Raw genomic sequence first — 22456 nt, forward strand, 5'->3', positions numbered from 1 at the left:
GTCTAACTGACCGGCTCGGTGAGTTCCACCGCCGCCTCGCTGACGCGCGGCAGCGTGACGCGAAAGCAACACCCCTCCCCCGGCGCGGTCGTAAGCGTGACATCGCCGCCGTGCGCCTTCACCAGGGAGTGGACGATCGACAGACCAAGCCCGGTCCCACCACTGGCGCGGGCGCGGGAAGAGTCGGTCCGGTAGAACCGCTCGAATACCCTGGACGCGTCCTCCGCGGGCATCCCGGGACCTTTGTCTGCCACTTCCAGGACCGCGTTCTGGCCAGCCGTGCCGACCCGCACCGTGACGTCGGCGCTGTCGGGCGTGTGCTGCAGCGCGTTGCCGACGAGGTTGCTGAGCACCTGGCGCAACCGGGGCTCGTCGCCGAGCACCTCCGGTGTGCCCGGGCCCTCCAGGACTTCGACGGTGATGGCGCGCTTCCGGTCGATCGCCCGCGCATCGTGCACCGCATCGGCGGCAAGAACCAGCAAGTCCACCCGGTTGCGCTCCAGCGGCCGTTGCACGTCCAGGCGGGCCAGCGTCAGCAAATCGTCCACCAACAGACCCATCCGGCTGGCTTCGCTCTCGATCCGCGACAGCAACATGGCCACATCGCGCGCCGCGCCCTGGCGATACAGCTCGGCGAAGCCGCGGATCGTGGTCAGCGGGGTACGTAGTTCGTGGCTGGCATCGGTGATGAAACGCCGCATCCGTTCTTCGGAACTGCGCGCCTTTTCCGCCGAATCCTCCGACGCCGCCAGCGCTACTTGGATCTGGGACAGCATTCCATTCATGGCGAGCGAAAGCTGGCCCACCTCGGTTCGGGGATCACGTTCTGGCACCCGGCGATCCAGCTGACCCGAAGCGATGGCCGCGGCGGTCTGCTCGACTTCGGACAGCGGCCGCAGGCTGCGTTGCACCACCGCGAAGCCGGCCAGGCCGACCACCACAAGTACCCCGGCCCCAATGCCGATCTGCAGCCAGACCAGCGACCGCACCGTGTGCTGAACGTCGGACAGATCGATGGCCACCGTCGTCAGGCCGCCCTGCGGCCCGTGCACCGAGACCGCCCGCCACTCGATGTTCGAGCCGTTCACCGAGGGCAGCGTCGTCGGATCCGAACCCACGTCGTTGTCGGCGGGCAGCGCCGGCTCGGCGTTGCGGTCGTTGATGGCCGTCATGGCCCGACCGTCGGGACTGATGCTGCGCACGTAGAACTTCGACGGAGGCCGGGCCGGGTCGGGGCCTTCAACGCTGGGCATCGAATGCCGCCAGGAGGCTTGCGCCCAGGTGCGCGAGGCTTCCAGCAGCGTCGAGTCGATCCTGCTGACCAGGCTGTGTCGCAGGATCGAGGTGACCGCCACGCCCGAGGCCAGCAGGCCACACAACACCAGGGCGAGGGTGGCCGCGACCAGACCCACCCGGAGCGGCACTGCGCGCGGAAGACGTTCGGCCATCGCGGCGCTCCTCCCTAACCTGCCGGGCTAGGGAGCACGCTCATCGCGGCTCCCGCAGCACATAGCCGACCCCACGCAAGGTGTGCAGCAGCCGCTTGTCGCCGGTATCGATCTTGCGCCGCAGATACGACACGTAGGACTCGACGACGTTGACGTCGCCACCGAAGTCGTAGCGCCACACATGGTCGAGAATTTTCGGCTTGCTCAGCACCGTGCCCGCATTGATCACGAAATAACGCAACAAGGTGAACTCGGTGGGCGATAGCGACACCGGCTGGCCGGCCTTCCACACTTCGTGGGTTTCCTCATCGAGCTCGATATCGGCGAACGTAAGGCGGGAATTGCGCGGCTCTGCGCTGCCCTTGCCGGCGCGGCGCAGAATTACCCGCAACCGGGCAACGACCTCTTCCAGGCTGAAGGGCTTTGTCACGTAGTCATCGCCGCCCAGGGTCAGCCCCGCGATCTTGTCCTGCAGCGAGTCCCGGGCGGTCAAGAACAGTGCGGGTGCATCGATGCCGTCGGCGCGCAGCCGCCGCAGCACGCCGAAGCCGTCCATCCCAGGCATCATCACATCGAGAATCACCGCGTCCGGGCGGGTTTCCCTGGCCCGATCCAACGCCTGCGCGCCGTTGGTCGCCGTGTGCACCTCGAATCCCTGAAACTTCAGACTGACCGAGAGCAGCTCGACGATGTTGTCCTCGTCGTCGACAACGAGGATGCGTGCTTCTGGTGTGGTGGCCTCGCCCGGGGTTGTGGCTGTCATGACATTAATTCCTGCAACATGCGGCTGAAAGCTTGCTTAACGTTCATTGTGTACTTCCTGAAAGCTCGTTGACAGTCAACTGCTAATAGTCTGCCAGGAATAGTCGTGCCTGCCCGAACCCGGACGCAATTATTGCGGCGCGTCGTGAATAGACTCACAGAATGAACGTCGGCCAAAGCCTGGTGGCCTTTGCCACCGCCCCCGCCCGCGCCGGCCTCGCCGCCGCTGAGGCCAGCCTCAACCTCGCGGGAGCCGCCGTTGGCCTGGCCAAGCAAGCGCTCGGCGAAACCAGCACCGATGCCGGCAACAACGCCATGGCCAGCGTGCTCGGCATCGAGGACGCGATCGTGCGCGCCAACCGGCTGGCCAAGCTGCTCGACGAGGATGCGCCGTTGGGGCGGGCGATCGCGCCCAACGGCCCGATGGACCGGATGCTGCGCCCGGGCGGGGTGGTCGACCTGCTGACCGCGCCCGGTGGTTTGCTCGACCGCGTGACCGCCGAGGGCGGCGCGATGCATCGCGCGCTGCAGCAGGGCGGGCTGGCCGATCAACTGGTCGCCGAGGACGGCTTGATCGAACGGGTCCTTTCCGAGGACGGGCTGGCCGATCGGCTGCTGTCCGAAGGTGGTCTGGTCGACAAGCTCACCGCCAAGAACGGGCCCCTCGAACAGCTCGCCGATGTGGCCGACACCCTGGCCCGGCTGGCCCCCGGCATGGAGGCGCTGGAGCCGGCGATCGAGACCCTGCAAGACGCCGTCGTCGCGCTCACCATGGTGGTCAACCCGCTGAGCAGCATCGCCGAGCGCATCCCGCTGCCGGGCCGGCGTCCCGCGCGCCGTTCGTCCTCGCGCCCGGTGCGCTCCCAGCGAGTGGTCGACGCCGACGAGTGAGGGGTTAGGCTGGCAGCGGTCTTACCGGCCTCCTTAGCTCAGTGGTAGAGCACTCGCCTTGTAAGCGAGCGGTCGTCAGTTCAATCCTGACAGGGGGCTCCACCTGGCGCCCGGCAGCAACCGCCGTGGGGGCAGCACCAGCCTCGATGGCCGGGTAGGGTCCATTGGCGAGCGCGCCATGGCGATCCAACCCATTGCCCAGTTGTCGGCACCCAGCCGCCCGGCACCGCTTCGACGCGCGAAACGGGGCCAGCCGTCATACGGTCGACGCACGGCACCCGGAGAGCAAAGGAGGTAACACCGGTGAAAGCGGTGATCATCGGTGCGGGCATCGGCGGCATGAGTGCCGCGATTGCCCTGCGCCAGATCGGCATTGACACCGAGGTCTATGAGCGTGTCACCGAGAACAAGCCGGTCGGCGCCGCCATCTCGGTGTGGTCCAACGGGGTGAAATGCCTCAACTACCTGGGACTCGAGCAGCAGACGGCACGGCTGGGCGGGATCGTCGAGACGATGAGCTACGCCGAGGCCCACTCCGGCGAGACCATGTGCCGGATCTCGATGCAGCCGCTCATCGAGCAGGTCGGTCAGCGCCCGTACCCGATCGCCCGCGCCGAGCTGCAGCAAATGCTGATGGAGGCCTACGGGATCGACGAGATCCATTTCGGCATGAAGATGGTCGAGGTCGCCAACCGCGACGGCGCCGTCACCGCGACGTTCGCCGACGGCACCATCGCGAGTGCCGACATCCTCATCGGCGCCGACGGCGCAAACTCGATCACCCGGGAATACGTACTGGGCGGGCCGGTCACCCGGCGCTACGCCGGCTACGTCAACTACAACGGGCTGGTGGAGGTCGACGAAGCCATCAGCCCCGCCAACGAGTGGACCATGTATGTCGGCGACGGCAAGCGGGTGTCGGCGATGCCGGTCGCCGATGACAGGTTCTACTTCTTCTTCGACGTGGTCGAGCCCGAGGGCCTGCCCTTCGAGAAAGGCACCGCGCGAGAGGTGCTGCGCGAGCAGTTCGCCGGTTGGGCACCGGGCGTGCAGGCCTTGATCGACAAGCTCGACCCGACGACCACCAACCGCGTCGAGATCCTCGACCTGGACCCGTTCCACACCTGGGTCAAGGGGCGCGTCGCCGTGCTTGGCGATGCCGCCCACAACACCACGCCCGACATCGGGCAGGGCGGATGCTCGGCGATGGAAGACGCGGTGGCACTGCAATGGGCGCTCAAGGACAACCCCACCGACGTTGCGGCCGCGCTGGCCGCCTATCAGGCCAGCCGCACCGAACGGGCCGGCGATCTGGTGTTGCGGGCCCGTAAGCGCTGCGACGTCATCCACGCCAAGGACCCCGATACCACCGCAGCCTGGTATGAGGAGCTGCGAAACGAAGACGGCACCAACATCATTCGCGGGCTCGTCGCCAACATCATGGGTGGGCCGCTCACTCCGCTGAGTTGATCGCCCGCCACACTCGGGCCGCGGTCATCGGCAGCCGGGTGACCCGCGCACCGCAGGCCCGGGCGATCGCGTTGGCCAGAGCCGGCGCCACCGGGTTGTAGGGCGATTCGGCCATCGATTTCGCGCCCAGCGGACCGAGCTCGTCGAAGGTGTCGGCGAAGTACACCTCGGTGAGGGGCACGTCGACGAACTGCGGAATGTGATAGTCGCGCAGCGTCTGGGTGAGTACCCTGCCGTCGGGGCCGATCTTCAGGTCCTCATACAGCGCGGAACCGATCGCCTGCGCCACGCTGCCCTCCACCTGCCCGCGGCACTGCTCCGGGTTCAGCACCACCCCGGCGTCGGCGGCCTGAACCGACTGCAAGATCTCCACCTGGCCGGTGTCGGTGTTGACCGCGACCCGGAAGGCGTGCACGTTGAACGACACCGACCGCGGTGTCCCGTCCTGGCTTCCCTGCCCGGTCAACGGCGTCGGCAATTGGCCGAACCCGACCAGCTGCTGCCCGCACTGCACGCCGTGCGGGCCCAGCACGCAGTCGGCCGGCGACGCGCCGGCCACCTCGGCCGCGGCGGCGATGATCCGGCTGCGCAACCGTTGGGCCGCGGCCAGCGCCGCACGTCCGGCGATCACGGTTCCGGCCGAGCCGAACGCCCCGGTGTCGTGCTCGACCACGTCGGTGTCGGACTGGCGGATCACGATCCGGTCGCTGGTGGTGCCCAACGCCGTGGCGGTCAGCTGCGCGTGCACGGTGGTGGTGCCGTTGCCGAACTCCGAGGTGCCGACGCACAGCGTGTAGACGCCGGCGTCGTCGACCGAGATCTCGGCGGACCCGAAATGCCCGCCCGGGGGCAGCGTCGCGATCATCGCCAGGGCCATGCCCTCCCCGACTCGCCAGCCCGCGCCGTCGGGAGCCGGTCTGCCACCGCGGCGCAACGCGTCCTGAGCCAGGTCCAGGCATTGATCCAGCCCGTAGCTGCCGAACGTCAGATCATTCTCGCCGGCATGGGCATCGACGAACGGGTCGCCGGGCACCACCATGTTTCGGCGCCGGAACTCGAACGCGTCGATGCCCAGTCGTTGTGCCAGGTCGTCGAGTGCCGACTCCACCGCGAAGACCATCTGGCCCACGCCGTAGCCGCGGAACGCCCCCGACGGCACGTTATTGGTGTACACGGCCTCGGCGTCGATGCGCTTGTTCGCACAGCGGTACACCGACACCGACTCGCCGCAACCGTGAAACAGCACACCCCGAGTGTGGTTTCCGTACGCCCCGGCATCCATCAGGGCATCGACCGCCAGCGCGGTCAGCACCCCATCCCCGTCGGCGGCCACGGTGACGTCGATGCGGTAGGGGTGGCGGCACGTCGCCCGGACGAACTCGTCGACACGGGTGAACTCGTAGCGCACCGGCCGGCCCAGTCTCAGCACGGCCAACGTCACCAGGTCCTCGGTGAGCATCTCCTGTTTGCCGCCGAATCCGCCGCCGACCCGCTTGGTGAAAACGTGCACCTGGTCGCGGTCCAGCCCGAAGACGTGACACAGTTCGTCGCGGACCAGAAACGGTGTCTGGGAGCTGGTGCGAATCACCAGTCGCCCGCGGCTGTCCCGCCACCCGGTGCAGCCATGGGTTTCGAGGTGGGCCGGCTGCACTCGGGCGGTCTGCCACCGTCCGCGCACCACCGCTCCGCCGGAGGCCTGTGCGGCGGCAATGCCGGCTTCGACATCGCCGGTGCCGCCATGTAATTCGGCGACCAGGTTGCGCGCCGGGTCGGCGATGCGGGCCTGGCCGCCCTTGTCGGCGTGCAAGAGCACCGCGCCGGGCGCCCGGGCCTGCTCCGGATCGAACACGGCCGGCAGTTCCTCGTACTCGATCTGGATCGCCCGGCAAGCTTTTTCGGCGACCGCCACGCTGTCGGCGACCACCGCCGCAACCCGCTGTCCGATGAAGCGCACGGTGCGGTCCAACACATAGGTGTCGTCGGGGTTGTCGGTGCGCATCTCGTGGCGCGCGGTGGAGAACGCAACGGGTGGGCTGTCGTGGTGGGTGAGGATCAGGTGGACACCCGGTATCGCCGCGGCCGCCGTGGTGTCGATCGAGGTGATACGGGCGTGCGCGAGCGGGCTGCCGAGCACGGCCAGGTGCAGCAGGCCGGCCGGCGCGTCGTCTGTGGTGTAGGGCTCGGTGCCGGTCACCACCCGCAATGCCGCCGGTGCGCCGATCGAGCGCCCGGCGTCGGATCCGCTGGGCTTCTCGACATTGACCTTGCCCTCCAGCGCGTCCAGGATCGCCCGGTAGCCGGTGCACCGGCACAGGTTGCCCTTGAGATGCTGTGGCAGATTGGCCAATTCGTCATCGCCGAAGGTCGACGCGGTGACCACCAGACCGGCCGTGCAAAACCCGCACTGGAAGGCGGCCGCCTCGGCGAAACGGCGCTGCATCGGGTGCAGGTCATCGGGGGTGCCCAGCCCGGCCACCGTCGTGACGGTGCGGCCCGCCGCGCGAAATGCCGGGAACACGCACGAGTGCACCGCGGCGCCGTCGACCAAGACCGAGCAAGCGCCGCAGTCACCGGCATCGCAGCCCATCTTGACTTCGAAGTGGCCGTGCTCGCGCAGGAAGGTGCGCAGGCATTGCCCGGCCGCCGGGGTGGCGTCCAGGTCAGCTCCGTTGACGGTGAACCTCATGCCAGCTCGGCCAGGATCTGCTCGGCCAGCACCAGGCTCACCGCTGCCCGCCAATCGGGATCGCCGTGTGCGTCGCGGGTCCAGGCGCCATCGGGTATGCCGGCGTGGGCGGCGCGCAGCTCGTCGGTGCCGGGCAGGGTGGGGAACTCAAACACGAAGGGGCGCACGGTGGCCGCCGTGATCGACAGCACGAAGCCGCCGCCGTCGGACTCGGCGCCACGGCGGCCGATCACCACGATGCCGGAGCGCCCCAGCGCGGACGGGGCGAGCTTGCGGAAGGCGGTCCGGGCCCGCAGCGCGGCGGCCGGCAGGTGAAAGGAGCGCAGCACGTCGCCGGGCACGAGCACGTTGGCGGCCTGTCCGGTGACGAACTCGGCGACCGGCAGCGTGTAGTCGTTGCCATCGGCGCACCAAACCGTCACGCGCGCATCCAACGCGGACAGCAGCGAAATCATGGCGCCGGCCGGAAAGGACAGGCACACATTGCCGCCGATGGTGGCGGTGCGCCAGATCTTGGCCGACGCCAGCATTGCGGTGCAGCACTGATACAGCAGCGCACCGGCCGTCCAGTCGGCGGGCAGCCGCCCCGACAGCGTCGAGATCTCGGCAAGTGTGCACGTTGCGGCCAGGTCAATACCGTTGTCGCCGAACGCTATCGGCTGCCAGCCCAGGCCGGTGATGTCGACCAGGCGGCGGATGTGTGAGTTCGGTTCGGAGAACAGCCAGGTCCCGCCGGCGAGAATGGCGTCGGTGGGCTCCAGCGGCCAGAGTTCGTCGCGGCGGCTGGGGGTATTGACGATTTCTACGGAGTTGAGATCCATTAACTCCCCCGGTATGTCGAATACGCGTACGGCGACAACAACAGCGGCACGTGGTAGTGGGCGTCGACGTCAGTGAGGTCGAAGGCGATGACGACCTCGGGGTAGAACCCGGCGGTGCCGCTCGCGTCGAAATATTCGCCGGTATCGAAGCGCAGCCGGTAGATCCCGGCGGCCAGTGTCGCACCGAGCGACTTGATCCGGCCGTCATCGTCGGTGCGGCCGCTGGCAAGAGGTGTTCCGGCGGCGTCGGTGAGTTCCACGGCAACTCCGGCCGCGGGTCGACCGCTCACGGCGTCCAGCACATGTGTCGAAAGGCTCATGGGTTCACCATGCCAGGCCGGTAGCCACGCGCGGCGCTCACGCGGGCTCACGCAGCAGCCGCTGCAGCCGCAGCCGGTTGATCCTGGCCAGTTCGTTGCGCATCACCCGGCGTTCGGTTTCCGGGTCGTTGTCGAGCCGGTCGGTGAGCGTCTCGAGCAAGTCCTCGGCGGATCGTCCGGTGGCGCACACCAAGTAGACGTAACCGAACTTGTCCTCGTACTTGCGATTTTTTTCGGCGAGTTCGGCGCGCACGGCCTCGCCGGCCCCGGCGACCAGGGCCTGCTCACGCGCCGAGGACGCGTTGTCGGCCCTGGCACCGATGCGCGGGTGGCCGTCCAGCGCGGCGTCGATCTCGGCCTCGGGCAGCTGGGCCAGTACCCGGTCCGCGCGGTCCAGCAGCGCATCGACATCATCGAACGGCGCGCCGGCCAGCACCCGGCGCGCCCAGATCGTCGTCGAGCACACGCCGAACAGCAGGTGCATGCGTTGGCGATCCGTGAGGCGATTGAAGCCATCAAGGCCCAGGGCAGGCTTGGTCATCTAGTGCAGCTCGTTGAGTCGGCTGAGCCTGGCCGACGCAATCGGGTTCGCGTCGGCGACCAGATCGCTGAACCGGTAGTTGGCGATCTTGGCCGCCTCGATGAGGGCGTACGCCCTCTCGGTGGCGGGGGAATTGTCCATCCGCGACCAGCCGTTCTTGAGCACCCGGTCGAAGCGCTCGGTCTCGCGGGCGCAGATGATCAGCGGGAAGCCGAAGTGTTCGCGGTAGGCGCTGGCAAGCTCCACCACTACGTTGTGATCCCGCTCGTCGAGATTGGATAGCGACACGTGGTCGACGGCCAGGGCGCGTCCGGTCTCGTCCTCGGCACCCAGATCGTGAAACGCATTGAGTAGCTCCATCTGCTGCTCGGAGGACCCGGTGAGCACCGCGTCCTGGAACGCCTCGCGAAGCGCGGCGGTGTCGGCGAACGGCCGGTGCTCGTAGGCACGGTCGATCACCCAGGGGACGTCCTGCACGACATGGCCGAACACTTCGGTGAATCGCTCGCGGGTCATCGCGTTGACCTCATGGAGGGTAATCGAGCCGCCGCCGGCCACCCGTGGCCCATGCGAGCCGGTGTGAAAGAACACGATGTTGAGCACGATCGCGGCGACGGCACCGATGCTGATGCCGCTGCCGAAGATCAGGTCCACGCCCGACGGCATCGACTCGGCGACGTCGGGATAGGACGTCACCCACAACGCCAGCGCCAGGCTGGTGGTCACGATGATGAGGTTTCGGTGGTCGGTGAAGTCGACCTTGCCCAGCGTCTGGATGCCCACCACGGCGACGGTGGCGAACAGCGTCAACGCCGCCCCGCCGAGGACCGGGCTGGGGACCGCCGAGACGACCGCGGCGACCTTGGGCAGGAACCCGAGCACGATCATCACCACCCCGGCGGCGGCCACCACCCAGCGACTCTTGACCCGAGTGAGCCGCACCAGCCCGACGTTCTCGGAGAACGCGGTGTAAGGAAAGGAGTTGAAGATTCCGCCGATCACGGTGGCCAGGCCGTCGGCGCGCAGCACGTTGCCGATTTGGGCGGCCTTGATGCGCTTGCCGACGATCTCGCCGGTGGCCAGCGTCGAGCCGGTCGACTCCACCGAGGTGATCATCAGCACGATGACCATCGTCAGGCATGCCACGAAGTCGAATTTGGGCATACCGAACGCGAACGGCTCGGTGAATCCGATAACCGACGCCTCGTCCACCTTGGCGAAGCTCATGTCGCCCAGGCCGTAGGCGACCACGCAGCCCACGACCAAGCCGATCAACACCGCGATGGTGGCCATGAAACCACTGAACACCCGCTGGATCGCCACGATGATCGCGATCGTTCCCAGCGCGTAGAGCAGCCAGCGAATGTTGGTCGGGTCGTGCTCGCCGGTGCGCGGATTGGTCACCGCGTCGCCGGCGCCCACCGGCACCAGGCACAGCCCGATGATGGTGATCAGCGTGCCGGTGACCACCGGGGGAAAAAATCGCAGCAGCTTGGTGAAGATCGGGGCGATCAGGATGGTGAACAAACCGGCGACGATCACCGCGCCGTAGACGTAGAGCAGGCTAGGCGTTCCGCCGCCATGGGAAAGTCCGATGGCGATAACCGGCGACACCCCGGCGAACGCCACGCCCTGCAGCAAGGGCAGCCGCACCCCGATCTTCCAGAAGCCAACGGACTGGATGATCGAGGCGACGCCACAGGTGAACAGGTCCGCGGTGATCAGCTTGACCAGGTCCTGGTGCGGCAGGTCGATCGCGTTGGCAATGATGATCGGCACCACGACCGCCCCGGCGTAGAACGCTACGACGTGCTGAAAGCCGTAGGTCGCCAACTTGGGGATCGGCAGTACCTCGTCGACCGGATGAACACGTCTGACCGGGCTTGTGGGGGGAGCCGACATGCCATAGAGAATCCTTGAGATCCGTCGCTCGCGCACGTCGAAATGCCGGTAACCGTGCTAATTGGGGCATCTGCGGCAGGTCACTGCTTGGCCATGGCAATGTTGAACCGGTCTTCGGCGGTGATCAGATGGTCATGGCTGTCTGCACCGAGATCGATCTGCACCCAGGCGATGGTGCCGCTGAATGCGTTGCCGGTGGGGCCGTAATCGGGCGAGGCGGGCGATCCGGTGTCGCACCCGACGTCACAGGCCTCATCGGCGGAAAACGCCATGGGTTGGGTGCGTTCGACCCGTCCCTGGCCCACCGCTTTGCCGTCGTAGAAAAGCGTGACATCGCCGCCCCTGCCCAACCCGCCGCCGTCGTAGCCGAATTCCATCCGGACCTGGTGCTTGCCGGCGGGGATCGGCTTGGTCGCGGCCACCATGTAGTGGTCGATGCCGAGGAAGTTGTAGCAGTACTTGAGCCTGCCCTCGTGGGCGTACAGCGTCCAGCCCCCGGCGCTGCCGCCCTGGGTGATGAGCACTCCGCTGGCCCCGCCCGTTGGCACCTCGACTTCGGCGGTCACCGAGTGCGATTTGTTCTTGATCGTCAAGACGCACCATTCGCTGACGCGCATCCCGTCGAACAACAGCTGGCTGTTGCCCCGCACCAATTGCGGACGGCCGGCGATATCGGGGTTGATCCGCTCGAAGCCGCGGTCATCGAGCGGCACAACGTTGTACTTGGTGGCCTCGATGAGCCAAAGCCGCTGCAGCTCGGCGAGCTTGACCGGGTTCTGCGTGGCCAGATCGTGCGCCTGGGTCCAGTCACCGGGGGCATACAGCTCCCATACGTCGTCGTCGAACGGCGGTGGGGCGTCGGCTTTCCACGGGGTGCGGTGTTTGGTCACCGCGGTCCAGCCCTGGAAGTAGATGCCGCGGTTGCCCATCATCTCGAAATATTGGACCTCGTGGGTTTCGGGCGCCGCGGCATCGCGCAGCGTCGACATCATGCTGACGCCTTCGAGGGGCGCCTGGGCTATTCCATTGACCGAGTGCGGCGCCGGCAAACCGGCCGCCTCCAGGATGGTCGGCGCCACGTCGATCACGTGGTGGAACTGGTCGCGCATTCCCCCTTGCTCGGTGAGGCCGTTGGGCCAGTGCACGACGGTGCCGTTGCGGGTGCCGCCCCAGTGCGAGGCGACCTGCTTGGTCCACTGGTAGGGCGCGCAGAGGGCATGCGCCCAGCCGACGGCGTAGTGGTTGTAGGCATCCGGGGTGCCGAAATCGTCGGTCTTGGATAGCAGGAACTCCGTCGTCTCGATCCCGGGTAACCCGTTGAGCGTGGTCATCTCGTTGAAGCACCCGTTGATGGTGCCCTCGGCCGAGGCTCCGTTGTCGCCGATGATGTAGTAGATCAGCGTGTCGTCGAGGACACCGAGGTCATCGATGGCATCGACGAGGCGACCCACCTCATGGTCGGTCTGCTCGAGGAACCCGGCGTAGATCTCCATCTGCCTGGCCAATACCGGCTTGAGCTCGTCGGGCATGTCGTCCCAGGCCGGGATCTCGTCATGGCGCTTGGTCAGCTCAGCGTCATCGGGCACCACCCCGAGTTCCTTCTGCCGGTTGAGGGTCTTCTCCCGCAGCGCGTCCCACCCGTCGTCGAACTTGCCCCGGTACTTGTCCGACCACACTTTGGGCACGTGATGCGGGGCGTGGGTCGCACCGGGCGCGAAATACATGAAGAACGGCTTGTCGGGCATCAGCGCCTTTTGCTGGCGTACCCAGGTGAGCGCCCGATCCGCCAGATCCTCGGTCAGCGTGTAGCCCTGCTCCGGAGTCTTGGGCGGTTCCACCGCCGTGGTGCCCTCGTACAGACCCGGGTAGTACTGATTGGCCTCGCCGCCGACGAAGCCGTAGAAGTACTCGAACCCCGAACCCGTCGGCCACTGGTGGAACGGGCCCATCGGGGTGACCTCCCACCCCGGCACCTCGTGACACTTGCCGAACTGTGCGGTGGAATAGCCGTTGAGCTTCAAGGTCTCGGCCAGCGGTGCCTTCTCCTTGGGCCTGATGCTGTTGTTGCCGGGCGCCGAGGTGGCCATCTCGGTGATCGCGCCCATGCCCACCGAGTGGTGGTTGCGCCCGGTCAACAGTGCTTGCCGGGTGGGTGAACACAGCGCGGTGGTGTGGAACCGGTTGAGTTTGAGCCCGCCGGCCGCCAGCCGCTCGGCCACCGGGGTGCGACACGGTCCGCCGAACGCCGACGCCGCGCCGAACCCGACATCGTCGATCAAGACGATGAGCACGTTCGGCGCCCCCTGCGGCGGGCGCAGCTGCTTGATCGGTGGGTATTTGGTGTTGGGGTCCTTGGCGTCGTAGGTGGTCAATCCCACGTGCTTGGGGTCGGGGATGGGCAGGTGCTCACGGGCCAGATGCGGCTCGCGGTGCGCGTCTGAGGCGGCCCCGGTCGACGATTTCTTGGCTGGGGTATTCTTCGCCGCCTTGGCCATCATGAACTCCTTGTCAATTGGCTTTACTGCCTTGCTAACTCGCGCAACCGCTGCCTCACTACCCTGCCACGCCCCCATCGAGCGGGGACTGTTATCGCCAGTTCGGTTTGCTGGGACGTTGTGCCAGGAGCACGACGAGATTAGATTTCGTCGACATGGAGCCCAGGTGGCCACCTTTTCAAGAGCCGAGCGCTCGCCGGGTATGGCACCAGGTGCTCAGGCCGGTAGCCGCCGAAATGCAAACGTGCGCAACCCAGCTGGCGCGTGACATCGTTGACCGATACCAGTCCGAGTTGCCGAGCATCGTTCCCGATCCGCCGGCGGTGGCCGAACAGCTTGCCAGCGTCGAAGCCAGTGTCCGCCAAATCGCCGAGTGCATCGACTCCGGGGAGGGGCCGCGGCTGCTCGACCTGACGCCGGCCACCGCCGCGATCGGTCGCTCTGGAGTGCAACGAAACATTGCGCTCAATGACCTCTTCCGCTCGGTACGGATGGCCCAGGAGCGAACGTGGCAATGGCTGTTCGACCGGATCACCGCGAGTTCGGCAGCGGCCGACCACGACCGGGCGCTCGACCTGGCCACCAACTGGCTGTTCGGTTATGTCGACGTCGTCCTGATTCGGGCCGAACGGCTCTACGAAGTCGAACGCGAGGCCTGGTTGACCGGTGCGGCCGCCGCACGCGCGGCGGCGGTCGAGGACATCCTCACCGAACGTGAAGACGATGCGCAGCGGGCTTCCACCCGGCTGCGTTACGACGTCAACCGACACCATGTCGGCGTCAGCGTGTGGCGCGACGTGACCCAGGACGCCTGCGCTGGCCAAGTGACACTCACCCAGGCACTGACGCAGCTGACTCGTGCCATCGCGGCCCAAAGCGTCCTGGCCCATCCGGCCGGCTCGAAGGCCATTGCCGGCTGGCTGAGCCGGCCGCAGGCATTCACCGCTGCGGAGCTGGATGTGGCCAACATCGGTAGCGGCATCCACCTACCGCAGGACGTCCGGGTCGCCATCGGTGAACCGGGTTGGGGGATAAGCGGTTTCCGTCGCACCCATGTCGAGGCGTCGCACGCGCAACGGTTCGTCTCATTGCTCGGGGATCGCGCTGAGGTGGTGACCTGCTACCGCAACGTTGCGGTAGCAGCCCTGGCCGGCACGGACCGCGGGCACGCGGTGGCATTCGTCAGACGCGTCCTGGGGCCTTTGGCCGCCAACGATGAGGGGACGTATCGGATTGCCACCACGCTTGCGGTGTATCTCGAGGAAAACCGCAGCCCGGCCAAGGCCGCGCAACGACTTGGGGTGCATCCCAACACGGTCAGCTATCGGGTCCACCAGGCCGAGGAATTGCTTGGCCGCACGATCGACATCGGCACCCTTGATCTGTCGGTCGCGCTCGCACTATTGCCCGCCATGCGCGCCATGACCCAGGGCAGCGGTGGCGACCTGTGATCCTGGCCGGCTACTCCTCCGGGGCTTGCGGGCCGCTTCCTGCTTTGCGGCCCTTGCGAGATAGGAACGCCTGCATGTGCTGTTGCGGCTCACCGGTCTGGAACGCAAGGCCGAATTGCTCGATGCTGTCCTCGATCGCCGCCTGCACCGTCATGTCGGGCCACTTGGCCAGTAGGCGTTTTTGCTGCTGAAGGGCCTGCGGGCCGAATCCGGCAAGTTTTGTTGCGAGTGCGGCGATCCGCAGGTCCAGCGCGTCGGGCGCGACGACCTCGTGCACCAGTGCCCAGCTTGCGGCCGTGTCGGCGTCGATGGTTTCACCAGTCAGCAGCAGCCAAGTTGTCCGCGAGGCCCCGACCAGCGCCGGCAGCAACGCCGAATGGATCACCGACGGGATTCCCACCGCCACTTCGGGCATGCCGAATCGGGCGCCGGATTCGGCGATCCGCAGATCGCAGCACGCCGCGATTTCCAGGCCCCCGCCCAGACACCAACCCGCGATTCGGGCGATGACCGGAACGGGGCACTGTCGAATCGACTCGCACAGGCCCGCCAGTCGGCGGATGAAGGCCTGGGCGCTGAGGCGGTCCAGGGTGACCATTTCCTTGATGTCGGCGCCACCGATGAACGCCTTCTCGCCCGCGGCGCGCAGTACCACGACCCGCACGCCGCTGTCTTGGTTGATGCTGCGAAATGCATTGGTAAGGGCCGTGATAGCCGCGGTTCCGACAATGTTCAGCGGTCCCGAATCGATCAGTTCGACGGTGGCCACGCCGCCGTCACGACCGAGGTTGACGAACCGGCTCTCCGTCGTCTCCATGCGCTGTGGTTGTCGTGGCCCACACTTATCCGACCAGGCTGGGCACGCCCGCCGTCAGGCCGTCGGTCGCGCCGCAGATAGCGTTGACGACGTCCTCGGTCACCTCGATCGGGAAGTTGATCACCGCGCTGCCGACCTCCTCGATGCCGTCGCGCACCGCGGTCAGGATGGTCGTCGGATTGCCGGTGAACAATGAATAGAAAATGTCCCAGCCCGCATATTGCGGCGCGGTGATCAGGTTCCGCACGTCGACGAATAGCTGGGTCGGCAATGTCGCCGGTGCGACAGGAATCCCGTCCCAACTGACCATCGTCCAGCCGTTGGCGGGACTGCCCTGCACCTCGACCACGCCGGTGTTGGGCAGCGGGTGGGTGAGCAGCAGGAGTGGATCGGGGTTGTCGACGTTCATCATTGTCCCGACCCCGATGGTGAATGCGCTCGAGTAGGCGACGTCGGTGATCTTGCCGTTGGCGGCCAAGACCGGGTTCGCCAAGGCGGCGCTGTACATGGTGTCCATGGCGTGGGTGAAGTCCTGGTTGAAAACCACGCCGTTGAAGTCCAGCGAGCCCGGGGTCAGCATCGGCACGATGGGGTATCCGAGCGTCCAGGCCATCGGGCCGATCAGATACAGCAGGCCTGCGGGCGTGATCTGCTGTAGACCATCGAAGATGCCGGCACTGATCTCGTTGAGTCCGGACAGCGCCGGAACGTCGGTTATCCCATACAGGGCAGCCAACGGCGCGGCGGTTTGCTGGGTACGGAGCAACTCCGAGTCGAAGATCCCCGCGTAGGGGCCCTTCGCGAAAAGCTTGCCGGCAATGATGTCCGCCTGTAGGTGGCCCTCCGCTGTCAGCGGCGGGCCGGGCACGTTGGTGTCGATCAGCTCCGCCACGTTGCTCGCCGTCTGCCCGTGCCGGACGAAGTCGATCACGATCGACTGGCCGTTGCCGGGGTCAGCAACCCAGCCGGTGCCCGGCTCCCCGATGAACAGCCCGGCACGGCCACCCAGCGCGCTGCCCCCACCGGCGCCGCCATTGCCGAAGAACAAGGCTTGGCCACCAACACCGCCGACCCCGCCGACCCCGCCGACCCCGCCGTTGCCCATCAGCCAGCCGCCGGTACCGCCCATGCCGCCGGGACCGCCGCCGAAGCCGTTACCGCCGAGGCCACCGTTGCCGATCAGCCCGGCATCTCCGCCGATACCGCCCGCGACGGCGCCCATCCCGCCGGTCGGGGTGTAGCCGGGGCCGCCGTCGCCGAACAGGATCCCGCCGGCGCCACCATTGGGGTGTGCGGCCGTTCCGGCGGCACCGTTGCTGATCAGGCCACGCCCGAACAGGGCTTCGGTGGGCGCATTGATGACCGGATCAATAACCTCGCCGGCCGGGCTACTGATCCACGCCTGGCCGGCCGCGCGTATCGGACCGTAGACCGCGGTCTGAAACCCGTCCGCAACCGCCGAACTCAAGCCGGTGACGATGGTCGCCTCGGCGCTGGCATACGACGCCCCCGCCTCACTCAAGGCACGGACAAACTGCTCGTGGAACGTCGCGGCCTGGGCCGCCGCCGCCTGATACTCCTGGGCATTGGCGCCGAACAGCGCCGCAATGGCCCCAGACACCTCATCGGCGGCCGCCGCCATCACCTCAGTCGTCGGAATCGCCGCCGCCAGATTGCCGGCACTAACGGCTGACCCAATTTGCACCACATCCGCCGCTGCCGTCGCCAACATGTCTGGCGCCACGAGCACAAAAGACATCGCCTACCCCTCGTGTTGTCGCGTACTAGCCATCATGGTGGGCAACGCCGAAAAAGATGCGCACATCGGAGAAAAAATTGCGAGTGCGGATCCGGGTTTGCGGTCCACCCGCACTGAGATCGGCGCAACCCCGGCAAACAACGCGAGCACGGCCGGTAAGAAGATGACTACCTTTTCCCGCCGGCCAAGGGCCGCAATCATAAGATCGGCCAATGCATCTTGACGAGTACATGTCGCTGGATGCGACTGGCCTGGCCGAGCTGGTGGCGAGCAAGCAAGTCCGCGCTACCGAGCTACTTGCTTTGGCGCGTCAGCGCGCCGACGCGGTCAACCCGAGGTTGAACGCGATCATCCGTCGTATCGATGCCCTCGCCGAGGAACGGGCCGCTGATCCGGAGCTACGTGGACCGCTTGCCGGCGTCCCCTTCCTGATCAAGGACCTCGATCAGGAATATCGCGGGTTTCCCAGCTCGTGTGGATCTCGGTCGCTGGCCAACGATGTCGCCAAACAGCACGCCCTGGTCACCCAACGATTCCTGGACGCGGGCCTGGTCGTCTTCGGCATGACCAATACACCCGAGTTCGGGGCCAAGGGCATCACCGAACCCGATTACTGGGGGCCGGCCCGCAACCCGTGGAATCCGCAGCACACCCCGGGCGGCTCCTCGGGCGGATCGGGGGCCGCGGTTGCCGCCGGGATCGTTCCGGTGGCCGGTGCCAACGACGGTGGCGGATCGATCCGCATTCCCGCGGCCTGCAACGGGCTGGTCGGGCTCAAGCTCGGCCGGGGATTGTCGCCCTATGGCCCGCAGGCCGGCGAGCCGCTGTTCGGCATGGTTACTCAGGGGGTGGTTTCGCGCACCGTTCGCGACAGCGCCGCCATCTTCGATGCGATCGTCGGGCCCAATCCACGCGCCGCCTACCAGGTCGCCCTTCCCGACACCACCTTCGTCGAACACATCAAGAACCGTCCGGGCGCGCTCAAGATCGGGTACTCGGCGTCGTCTGCGATCAACGCCGCGCCTGACCGCGAGGCCGTCACGGCAGTCGAGGCCGCGGCGAGTCTGCTCGAAGACCTGGGCCACCACGTCGAGCAAGTCGATCCCCCCTACGACGACGACGCGCTGGCCCGCGATTTCCTGACCATCTGGTTCGCGCAGCTGCACTGCCAAGTCGCCGATATCCGAAAGCGGATTGGGGCCCGCGACAGCGACTTTGAAGCGGACACACTAGCGATGGCCGAACTCGGCCGATCCACCGGTGTGCTGGCGCCGCTGCTTGCGCTGGACAACCGCAACAACTACATCCAGTCCCTGGCGAGTTTCCATGAGAGTTACGACTACTTCCTGACTCCCAGCCTGGCGACTCCGCCACCGGCCGTCGGCGAGACAACCACGCCACCACGCCTGCAGACGGCGGCGCGGCTGATGAGCAAGTTGCGTGCCGGAAAGGTGCTCTCGCTCAGCGGGATCATGGACGATCTCATTCAAGAGAGCCTGGGCTGGGTGCCCTACACCCAGCTGGCCAATCTGACCGGACGACCCGCCATCAGCGTGCCGCTGCACTGGACACCGGCCGGCCTGCCGTTGGGTGTGCAGTTCGTCGGAGGCCTGGGCAGCGATGGCGACCTCTTGGCGCTGGCAGCCCAACTCGAAGAGGCCCGTCCCTGGGCGCACCGGCATCCGGCGACACCGCCCGCCGGCTAGGTGTCGGCGCGCCGGGCGCGTCAGTTCACCGCGGACGACGCCGCGGGTTCATCCAGCTCGTCGAGCGCTTCCCCGGTATAGACGGCAAGCCGCTGCAAATGTGGCAACGTGTCGCGGCAACCGATGAACCCGAAGTTCAGTGTCCCGGCATAACTCTGCAAGGTGACGTTGAGCGCTTGGCTGTGTGCCACCAGGGAGACCGGATAGGACGCCTCCATCCGACTACCCCGCAGGTAGAGCACTTCCTGCGGCCCGGGAACGTTGCTGACACAAAGGTTGAAGGTGTAGGGCAACGGCGGCTTCACCCCGGTGAGGGTGCTGGCCAGCTGGATGCCATAGGGCACCATCAGGGCCGCGCTGTAGGCCAGGATCGCGTCGCGGTCCATGTTCTTCAGCTGAGCCTTTGCCATCCGGGTGGACGCGGTGACCGCCCGCAGCCGCTCCGCGGGATCGGCGATGTCGGTGCCCAGCGTGGCCAGGATGGTCGCGACAGCGTTGCCGCCCCCTTCGTCGTCCTTGGGCCGCACGTTGACCGGTAACACGGCGATCAGCGGCTTGTCGGGCAGCTCGCCAAGTTCGTCGAGGAAGCGCCGCAAGCCGCCCCCGATGATCGCCATCGCGACATCGTTGACCGTCGCATCATATTGAGCCCCAATCGCTTTCATCCGCGCCAGCGGGTACTGCTGGGTGGCGAACCGGCGGTTGCGGCTGATCCGGGTGTTGAGAATGCAGTGCGGAGCCTGCACCGAGCTGACCAGGTCGCGATACTCGTTGTCGCTGCGCAGCTGGGAGTTGACCAGCGCCCTGGTGAGGTCGAGCGAGGATCGTCCCGCGCTGGCCACCGAACCGAGCACGCTACCCACCCCGCTGACCATGCCCCCCAGGCCCTTGACCACGTCGCCCAACCCGCTGAGCACATTGCCCGCCCCACCGATCAGGCCGCCGCCGGCGGACTCTTCGGTGTCGGCGGGCGCCGGGCCGGGGGTGGGGATGTTGAAGAACAACGGGTGCGTGGTGTCGTGTGGGTCGGCGGACAAACTGCGGGCCAGCATTTTCTGGCCGGTGTAGCCGTCGATCAACGAGTGATGCATCTTGATGTAGATCGCGAACCGACCGCCTTCGAGGCCTTCGATGAAGTGCATCTCCCACGGTGGACGCCTCAGGTCCAGCGCGTGACTGTGCAACCGCGACACCAGGATTCCGAGTTCACGCTCGTCGCCCGGGCTGGCCAGGGCGGAGCGCCGCACGTGGTAGTCCAGGTCAAAGTTTTCGTCGTAAACCCACGATTGGGTGGGGCTGTAGAGCAAGTCCGGGTGGCTCAGCTTCAGGTTCCACGGTTCCACAACCTCGTTGGCCTTGCTCTCATCGACGAGTTGTCGCAAGAAATCCGCGGGCGCGTCATCCGGTGGTGTGAAGGGCATCAGGGCACCGACGTGCATCATGGTGCTCGGCGACTCGGAGTAGAGAAAAAACATGTCTTGCGGGCCCAGCCGCTTGGCGGTCTTGCTCACCGATCACTCCTCGCTTGGTTGGCGCTCCGGCAAGGCCGGCTGCCGAGGGCCGTCGTGATGTGTGGGCCGGTCGGATGGTTTGGCGGCGACACACAGCCTTTCCAGATTTCGACCGTAGCCCACCTGGGCGGCGCAAATCATCGGTGTCAGCGCACTGGCGACCAGATAATTTCGACGTTGGGTCGGCAGTTCGGCGGATACAGTGAACCGATGCGCCGCCGGGTGGGTCGGTTGCCGCGCGAGCCAGAGATCGGTGCCAGCACGCACGCCGCGGGCGAGTCGCGTCTGGGCGATGACCCTCGCCCCGACGACCATCCCGTCAGGCTGGACGCCGAACTTCTGATGACCACGGCGACGTGCCTGATGCTCCCGGTGATGGTCACCCTGGATACCACGGTCGTCAACGTGGCTCAGCGAACGTTCATCGAAGAGTTCTCGTCCACCCAGGCGGTGGTCGCGTGGACATCGACCGGCTACACCTTGTCGCTGGCCTCGGTGATCCCGCTGACCGGCTGGGCGGCGAATCGGCTCGGCACCAAGCGCCTGGTCATGGGTTCGGTGCTGCTGTTCACGCTGGGATCGTTGCTGTGCGCGATGGCATCGAGCATTACCCTGCTGGTGGCCTTCCGCGCGGCGCAGGGCCTTGGCGGCGGAATACTCATACCGCTGCAGCTCATCATTCTGGCGCGCGCGGCGGGTCCGGCCCGCTTGGGCCGGGTACTGACGATCAGCATGATCTCGGTGTTGATGGCCCCGATCGCCGGGCCCATTCTGGGCGGCTGGTTGATCGACGCGTTTGGCTGGCAGTGGATCTTCTTGATCAACCTGCCGATCGGAGCCCTGACCTTGATACTGGCCGGGTTGGTGCTGCCCGGTGACGATTCTCTGCCCGCGGAGTCGCTGGACCTCGTGGGCATGGCGCTGCTGTCCCCGGCGCTGGTGCTGCTGCTCTACGGGCTATCAGCGCTGCCGGCGCGCGGCACCATCGGCGACCCGCAAGTCTGGCTGCCGACCACGGTCGGCTTGATCCTGATCGGCGGTTTCGCGCTGCACGCCCTGCACCGTGGCGACCACGCGCTGATCGATCTGCGACTGCTCAAGAACCGGGCCGTCGCGGCGGCCAACGCCACCCGATTCATGTTCGCCGTCACCTTTTTCGGCAGCTGCCTGTTGTTTCCGGCGTACTTCCAGCAGGTGCTCGGAAAAACACCGCTGCAGTCCGGGCTGCTGCTCATCCCCCAGACGCTGGCCGCTGCCGCGGTGATGCCGATCGTGGGGCGGCTGATGGAGAAGCGGGGCCCGCGCGATGTGGTGTTGATGGGGACCGCGTTGACCGTGGTCGGCATGGGCATCTTTATCTACGGCATGAGCCGTGAGCACGTGCATCTTCCGGCGCTGCTGATCGGGCTCGGCACGTTCGGGGTGGGTACCGCCGCCATGATGGTTCCGGTGTCCTGGTCGGCGGTGCACATGCTGAATTCCAGCGAAGTCGCGCACGGCTCAACGCTATTCAACGTCAACCACAACGTCGCGGCGTCGGTGGGCGCGGCGCTGATGTCGGTCGTACTCACCAGCCGATTCAACGGCAGCGCTGACATCGCGGCGGCCAACCGCGCGGATGAGATCCGCGAACAGGCGCTCCGGCAGCATCTGCCACTGGATGTGTCCAACCTGCCGCCGCGGATTCGAACCCCGGGGTTTGCCGAGCACCTCACCAAAGACTTGTCGCTGGCCTACGCCGGGGTCTTCTTGCTCGGAATGATCGTGGTCGCGACAACAGCCATTCCGGCGTGGTTCCTACCCAAGCGCCCCGCCCCGCGGATCGAGTTGTTGCAGGTTGAGCCATAGCGCGCCACCGTGGGGCCGGCGCGGCCCG

Annotated in this window: 16 protein-coding genes and 1 tRNA gene; 6 read left to right on the top strand and 11 right to left on the bottom strand. The window is 66.8% G+C overall.

Going from position 1 to position 22456, the window contains the following annotated elements; genetic code table 11:
- Nucleotides 1-2: 2 nt before the first annotated feature.
- Nucleotides 3-1448 (bottom strand): sensor histidine kinase, encoded by a 1446-nt coding sequence (locus CCUG20998_RS24570; protein WP_020730711.1) that lies wholly within the window; start codon nucleotides 1446-1448, stop codon nucleotides 3-5.
- Nucleotides 1449-1488: 40 nt separating this feature from the next.
- On the bottom strand, nucleotides 1489-2211 hold the full coding sequence (gene phoP / locus CCUG20998_RS24575) for a two-component system response regulator PhoP (protein ID WP_012396471.1): 723 nt from the start codon (nucleotides 2209-2211) through the stop codon (nucleotides 1489-1491).
- Between the two features lie 161 nt (nucleotides 2212-2372).
- On the opposite strand from phoP, the gene CCUG20998_RS24580 reads away from it, so the two are divergent.
- The 3 genes from CCUG20998_RS24580 to hpxO all read left to right on the top strand — a co-directional run bounded on the left by CCUG20998_RS24580 (nucleotide 2373) and on the right by hpxO (nucleotide 4571).
- Nucleotides 2373-3101, top strand: coding sequence for a hypothetical protein (locus CCUG20998_RS24580; protein WP_020730710.1), 729 nt, complete (start codon nucleotides 2373-2375; stop codon nucleotides 3099-3101).
- A gap of 27 nt (nucleotides 3102-3128) precedes the next feature.
- Nucleotides 3129-3203 (top strand) — tRNA-Thr (locus CCUG20998_RS24585).
- A gap of 201 nt (nucleotides 3204-3404) precedes the next feature.
- Entirely contained in the window at nucleotides 3405-4571 is a 1167-nt protein-coding gene (hpxO, locus tag CCUG20998_RS24590) for an FAD-dependent urate hydroxylase HpxO (protein WP_103653764.1), read from the top strand.
- Here the strand turns inward: hpxO and CCUG20998_RS24595 are convergent.
- From CCUG20998_RS24595 to CCUG20998_RS24620, 6 genes are all read right to left on the bottom strand, one after another.
- Nucleotides 4555-7257, bottom strand: coding sequence for a molybdopterin-dependent oxidoreductase (locus tag CCUG20998_RS24595; RefSeq protein ID WP_103653763.1), 2703 nt, complete (start codon nucleotides 7255-7257; stop codon nucleotides 4555-4557). The two genes, hpxO and CCUG20998_RS24595, sit on opposite strands and share 17 nt — an antisense overlap.
- The gene (locus CCUG20998_RS24600) at nucleotides 7254-8078 is read right to left on the bottom strand and encodes an FAD binding domain-containing protein (protein ID WP_015357323.1); all 825 of its coding nucleotides are present in this window, start codon (nucleotides 8076-8078) and stop codon (nucleotides 7254-7256) included. The genes CCUG20998_RS24595 and CCUG20998_RS24600 overlap by 4 nt, the downstream gene beginning before the upstream one ends.
- Nucleotides 8078-8398: a hydroxyisourate hydrolase gene (gene uraH, locus CCUG20998_RS24605; RefSeq protein ID WP_036457044.1), complete on the bottom strand. Its 321-nt coding sequence runs from the start codon at nucleotides 8396-8398 to the stop codon at nucleotides 8078-8080. Before uraH ends, CCUG20998_RS24600 begins: the two co-directional genes overlap by 1 nt.
- Before the next feature lie 37 nt (nucleotides 8399-8435).
- Nucleotides 8436-8939 carry a 2-oxo-4-hydroxy-4-carboxy-5-ureidoimidazoline decarboxylase gene (uraD, locus tag CCUG20998_RS24610; protein ID WP_036456702.1) on the bottom strand — a complete coding sequence of 168 codons (504 nt, stop codon included), beginning with the start codon at nucleotides 8937-8939 and terminating at the stop codon, nucleotides 8436-8438.
- The gene (locus CCUG20998_RS24615) at nucleotides 8940-10841 is read right to left on the bottom strand and encodes a solute carrier family 23 protein (protein WP_020730706.1); all 1902 of its coding nucleotides are present in this window, start codon (nucleotides 10839-10841) and stop codon (nucleotides 8940-8942) included.
- A gap of 80 nt (nucleotides 10842-10921) precedes the next feature.
- Nucleotides 10922-13336: an arylsulfatase gene (locus tag CCUG20998_RS24620; RefSeq protein WP_020730705.1), complete on the bottom strand. Its 2415-nt coding sequence runs from the start codon at nucleotides 13334-13336 to the stop codon at nucleotides 10922-10924.
- Nucleotides 13337-13491: 155 nt separating this feature from the next.
- Between CCUG20998_RS24620 and CCUG20998_RS24625 the strand changes: the two genes are divergently transcribed.
- Nucleotides 13492-14787 carry a PucR family transcriptional regulator gene (locus CCUG20998_RS24625; RefSeq protein WP_172607226.1) on the top strand — a complete coding sequence of 432 codons (1296 nt, stop codon included), beginning with the start codon at nucleotides 13492-13494 and terminating at the stop codon, nucleotides 14785-14787.
- A gap of 10 nt (nucleotides 14788-14797) precedes the next feature.
- Here CCUG20998_RS24625 and CCUG20998_RS24630 read toward each other — a convergent pair whose 3' ends face one another.
- Nucleotides 14798-15604: an enoyl-CoA hydratase gene (locus CCUG20998_RS24630; RefSeq protein WP_020730703.1), complete on the bottom strand. Its 807-nt coding sequence runs from the start codon at nucleotides 15602-15604 to the stop codon at nucleotides 14798-14800.
- A 25-nt stretch (nucleotides 15605-15629) separates the two neighbouring features.
- On the bottom strand, nucleotides 15630-17363 hold the full coding sequence (locus tag CCUG20998_RS24635; protein WP_036456701.1) for a PE domain-containing protein: 1734 nt from the start codon (nucleotides 17361-17363) through the stop codon (nucleotides 15630-15632).
- A 212-nt stretch (nucleotides 17364-17575) separates the two neighbouring features.
- Between CCUG20998_RS24635 and CCUG20998_RS24645 the strand changes: the two genes are divergently transcribed.
- Nucleotides 17576-19069: an amidase gene (locus CCUG20998_RS24645; RefSeq protein WP_020730700.1), complete on the top strand. Its 1494-nt coding sequence runs from the start codon at nucleotides 17576-17578 to the stop codon at nucleotides 19067-19069.
- Between the two features lie 20 nt (nucleotides 19070-19089).
- Here the strand turns inward: CCUG20998_RS24645 and CCUG20998_RS24650 are convergent, their stop codons facing one another.
- Nucleotides 19090-20580 carry a WS/DGAT/MGAT family O-acyltransferase gene (locus CCUG20998_RS24650; RefSeq protein ID WP_020730699.1) on the bottom strand — a complete coding sequence of 497 codons (1491 nt, stop codon included), beginning with the start codon at nucleotides 20578-20580 and terminating at the stop codon, nucleotides 19090-19092.
- Between the two features lie 210 nt (nucleotides 20581-20790).
- On the opposite strand from CCUG20998_RS24650, the gene CCUG20998_RS24655 reads away from it, so the two are divergent.
- Nucleotides 20791-22428, top strand: a complete 1638-nt coding sequence (locus CCUG20998_RS24655; RefSeq protein ID WP_036457041.1) for a DHA2 family efflux MFS transporter permease subunit — start codon at nucleotides 20791-20793, stop codon at nucleotides 22426-22428.
- The last annotated feature ends 28 nt before the right edge of the window (nucleotides 22429-22456 follow it).

The sequence above is a fragment of the Mycobacterium marinum genome (assembly GCF_003391395.1).
Taxonomy (GTDB): Bacteria; Actinomycetota; Actinomycetes; order Mycobacteriales; family Mycobacteriaceae; genus Mycobacterium; species Mycobacterium marinum.

Excerpts from the sequence above, each read along its gene's own strand:
- CCUG20998_RS24620 (WP_020730705.1), bottom strand. The coding sequence starts at position 13,336 with ATGGCCAAGGCGGCGAAGAATACCCCAGCCAAGAAATCGTCGACCGGG.
- CCUG20998_RS24615 (WP_020730706.1), bottom strand. The coding sequence starts at position 10,841 with ATGTCGGCTCCCCCCACAAGCCCGGTCAGACGTGTTCATCCGGTCGAC.
- phoP (WP_012396471.1), bottom strand. The coding sequence starts at position 2,211 with ATGACAGCCACAACCCCGGGCGAGGCCACCACACCAGAAGCACGCATC.
- CCUG20998_RS24635 (WP_036456701.1), bottom strand. The coding sequence starts at position 17,363 with ATGTCTTTTGTGCTCGTGGCGCCAGACATGTTGGCGACGGCAGCGGCG.
- CCUG20998_RS24625 (WP_172607226.1), top strand. The coding sequence starts at position 13,492 with ATGGAGCCCAGGTGGCCACCTTTTCAAGAGCCGAGCGCTCGCCGGGTA.
- uraH (WP_036457044.1), bottom strand. The coding sequence starts at position 8,398 with ATGAGCCTTTCGACACATGTGCTGGACGCCGTGAGCGGTCGACCCGCG.
- CCUG20998_RS24630 (WP_020730703.1), bottom strand. The coding sequence starts at position 15,604 with ATGGAGACGACGGAGAGCCGGTTCGTCAACCTCGGTCGTGACGGCGGC.
- CCUG20998_RS24595 (WP_103653763.1), bottom strand. The coding sequence starts at position 7,257 with ATGAGGTTCACCGTCAACGGAGCTGACCTGGACGCCACCCCGGCGGCC.
- uraD (WP_036456702.1), bottom strand. The coding sequence starts at position 8,939 with ATGACCAAGCCTGCCCTGGGCCTTGATGGCTTCAATCGCCTCACGGAT.
- CCUG20998_RS24655 (WP_036457041.1), top strand. The coding sequence starts at position 20,791 with ATGCGCCGCCGGGTGGGTCGGTTGCCGCGCGAGCCAGAGATCGGTGCC.
- CCUG20998_RS24580 (WP_020730710.1), top strand. The coding sequence starts at position 2,373 with ATGAACGTCGGCCAAAGCCTGGTGGCCTTTGCCACCGCCCCCGCCCGC.
- CCUG20998_RS24600 (WP_015357323.1), bottom strand. The coding sequence starts at position 8,078 with ATGGATCTCAACTCCGTAGAAATCGTCAATACCCCCAGCCGCCGCGAC.
- CCUG20998_RS24645 (WP_020730700.1), top strand. The coding sequence starts at position 17,576 with ATGCATCTTGACGAGTACATGTCGCTGGATGCGACTGGCCTGGCCGAG.
- CCUG20998_RS24570 (WP_020730711.1), bottom strand. The coding sequence starts at position 1,448 with ATGGCCGAACGTCTTCCGCGCGCAGTGCCGCTCCGGGTGGGTCTGGTC.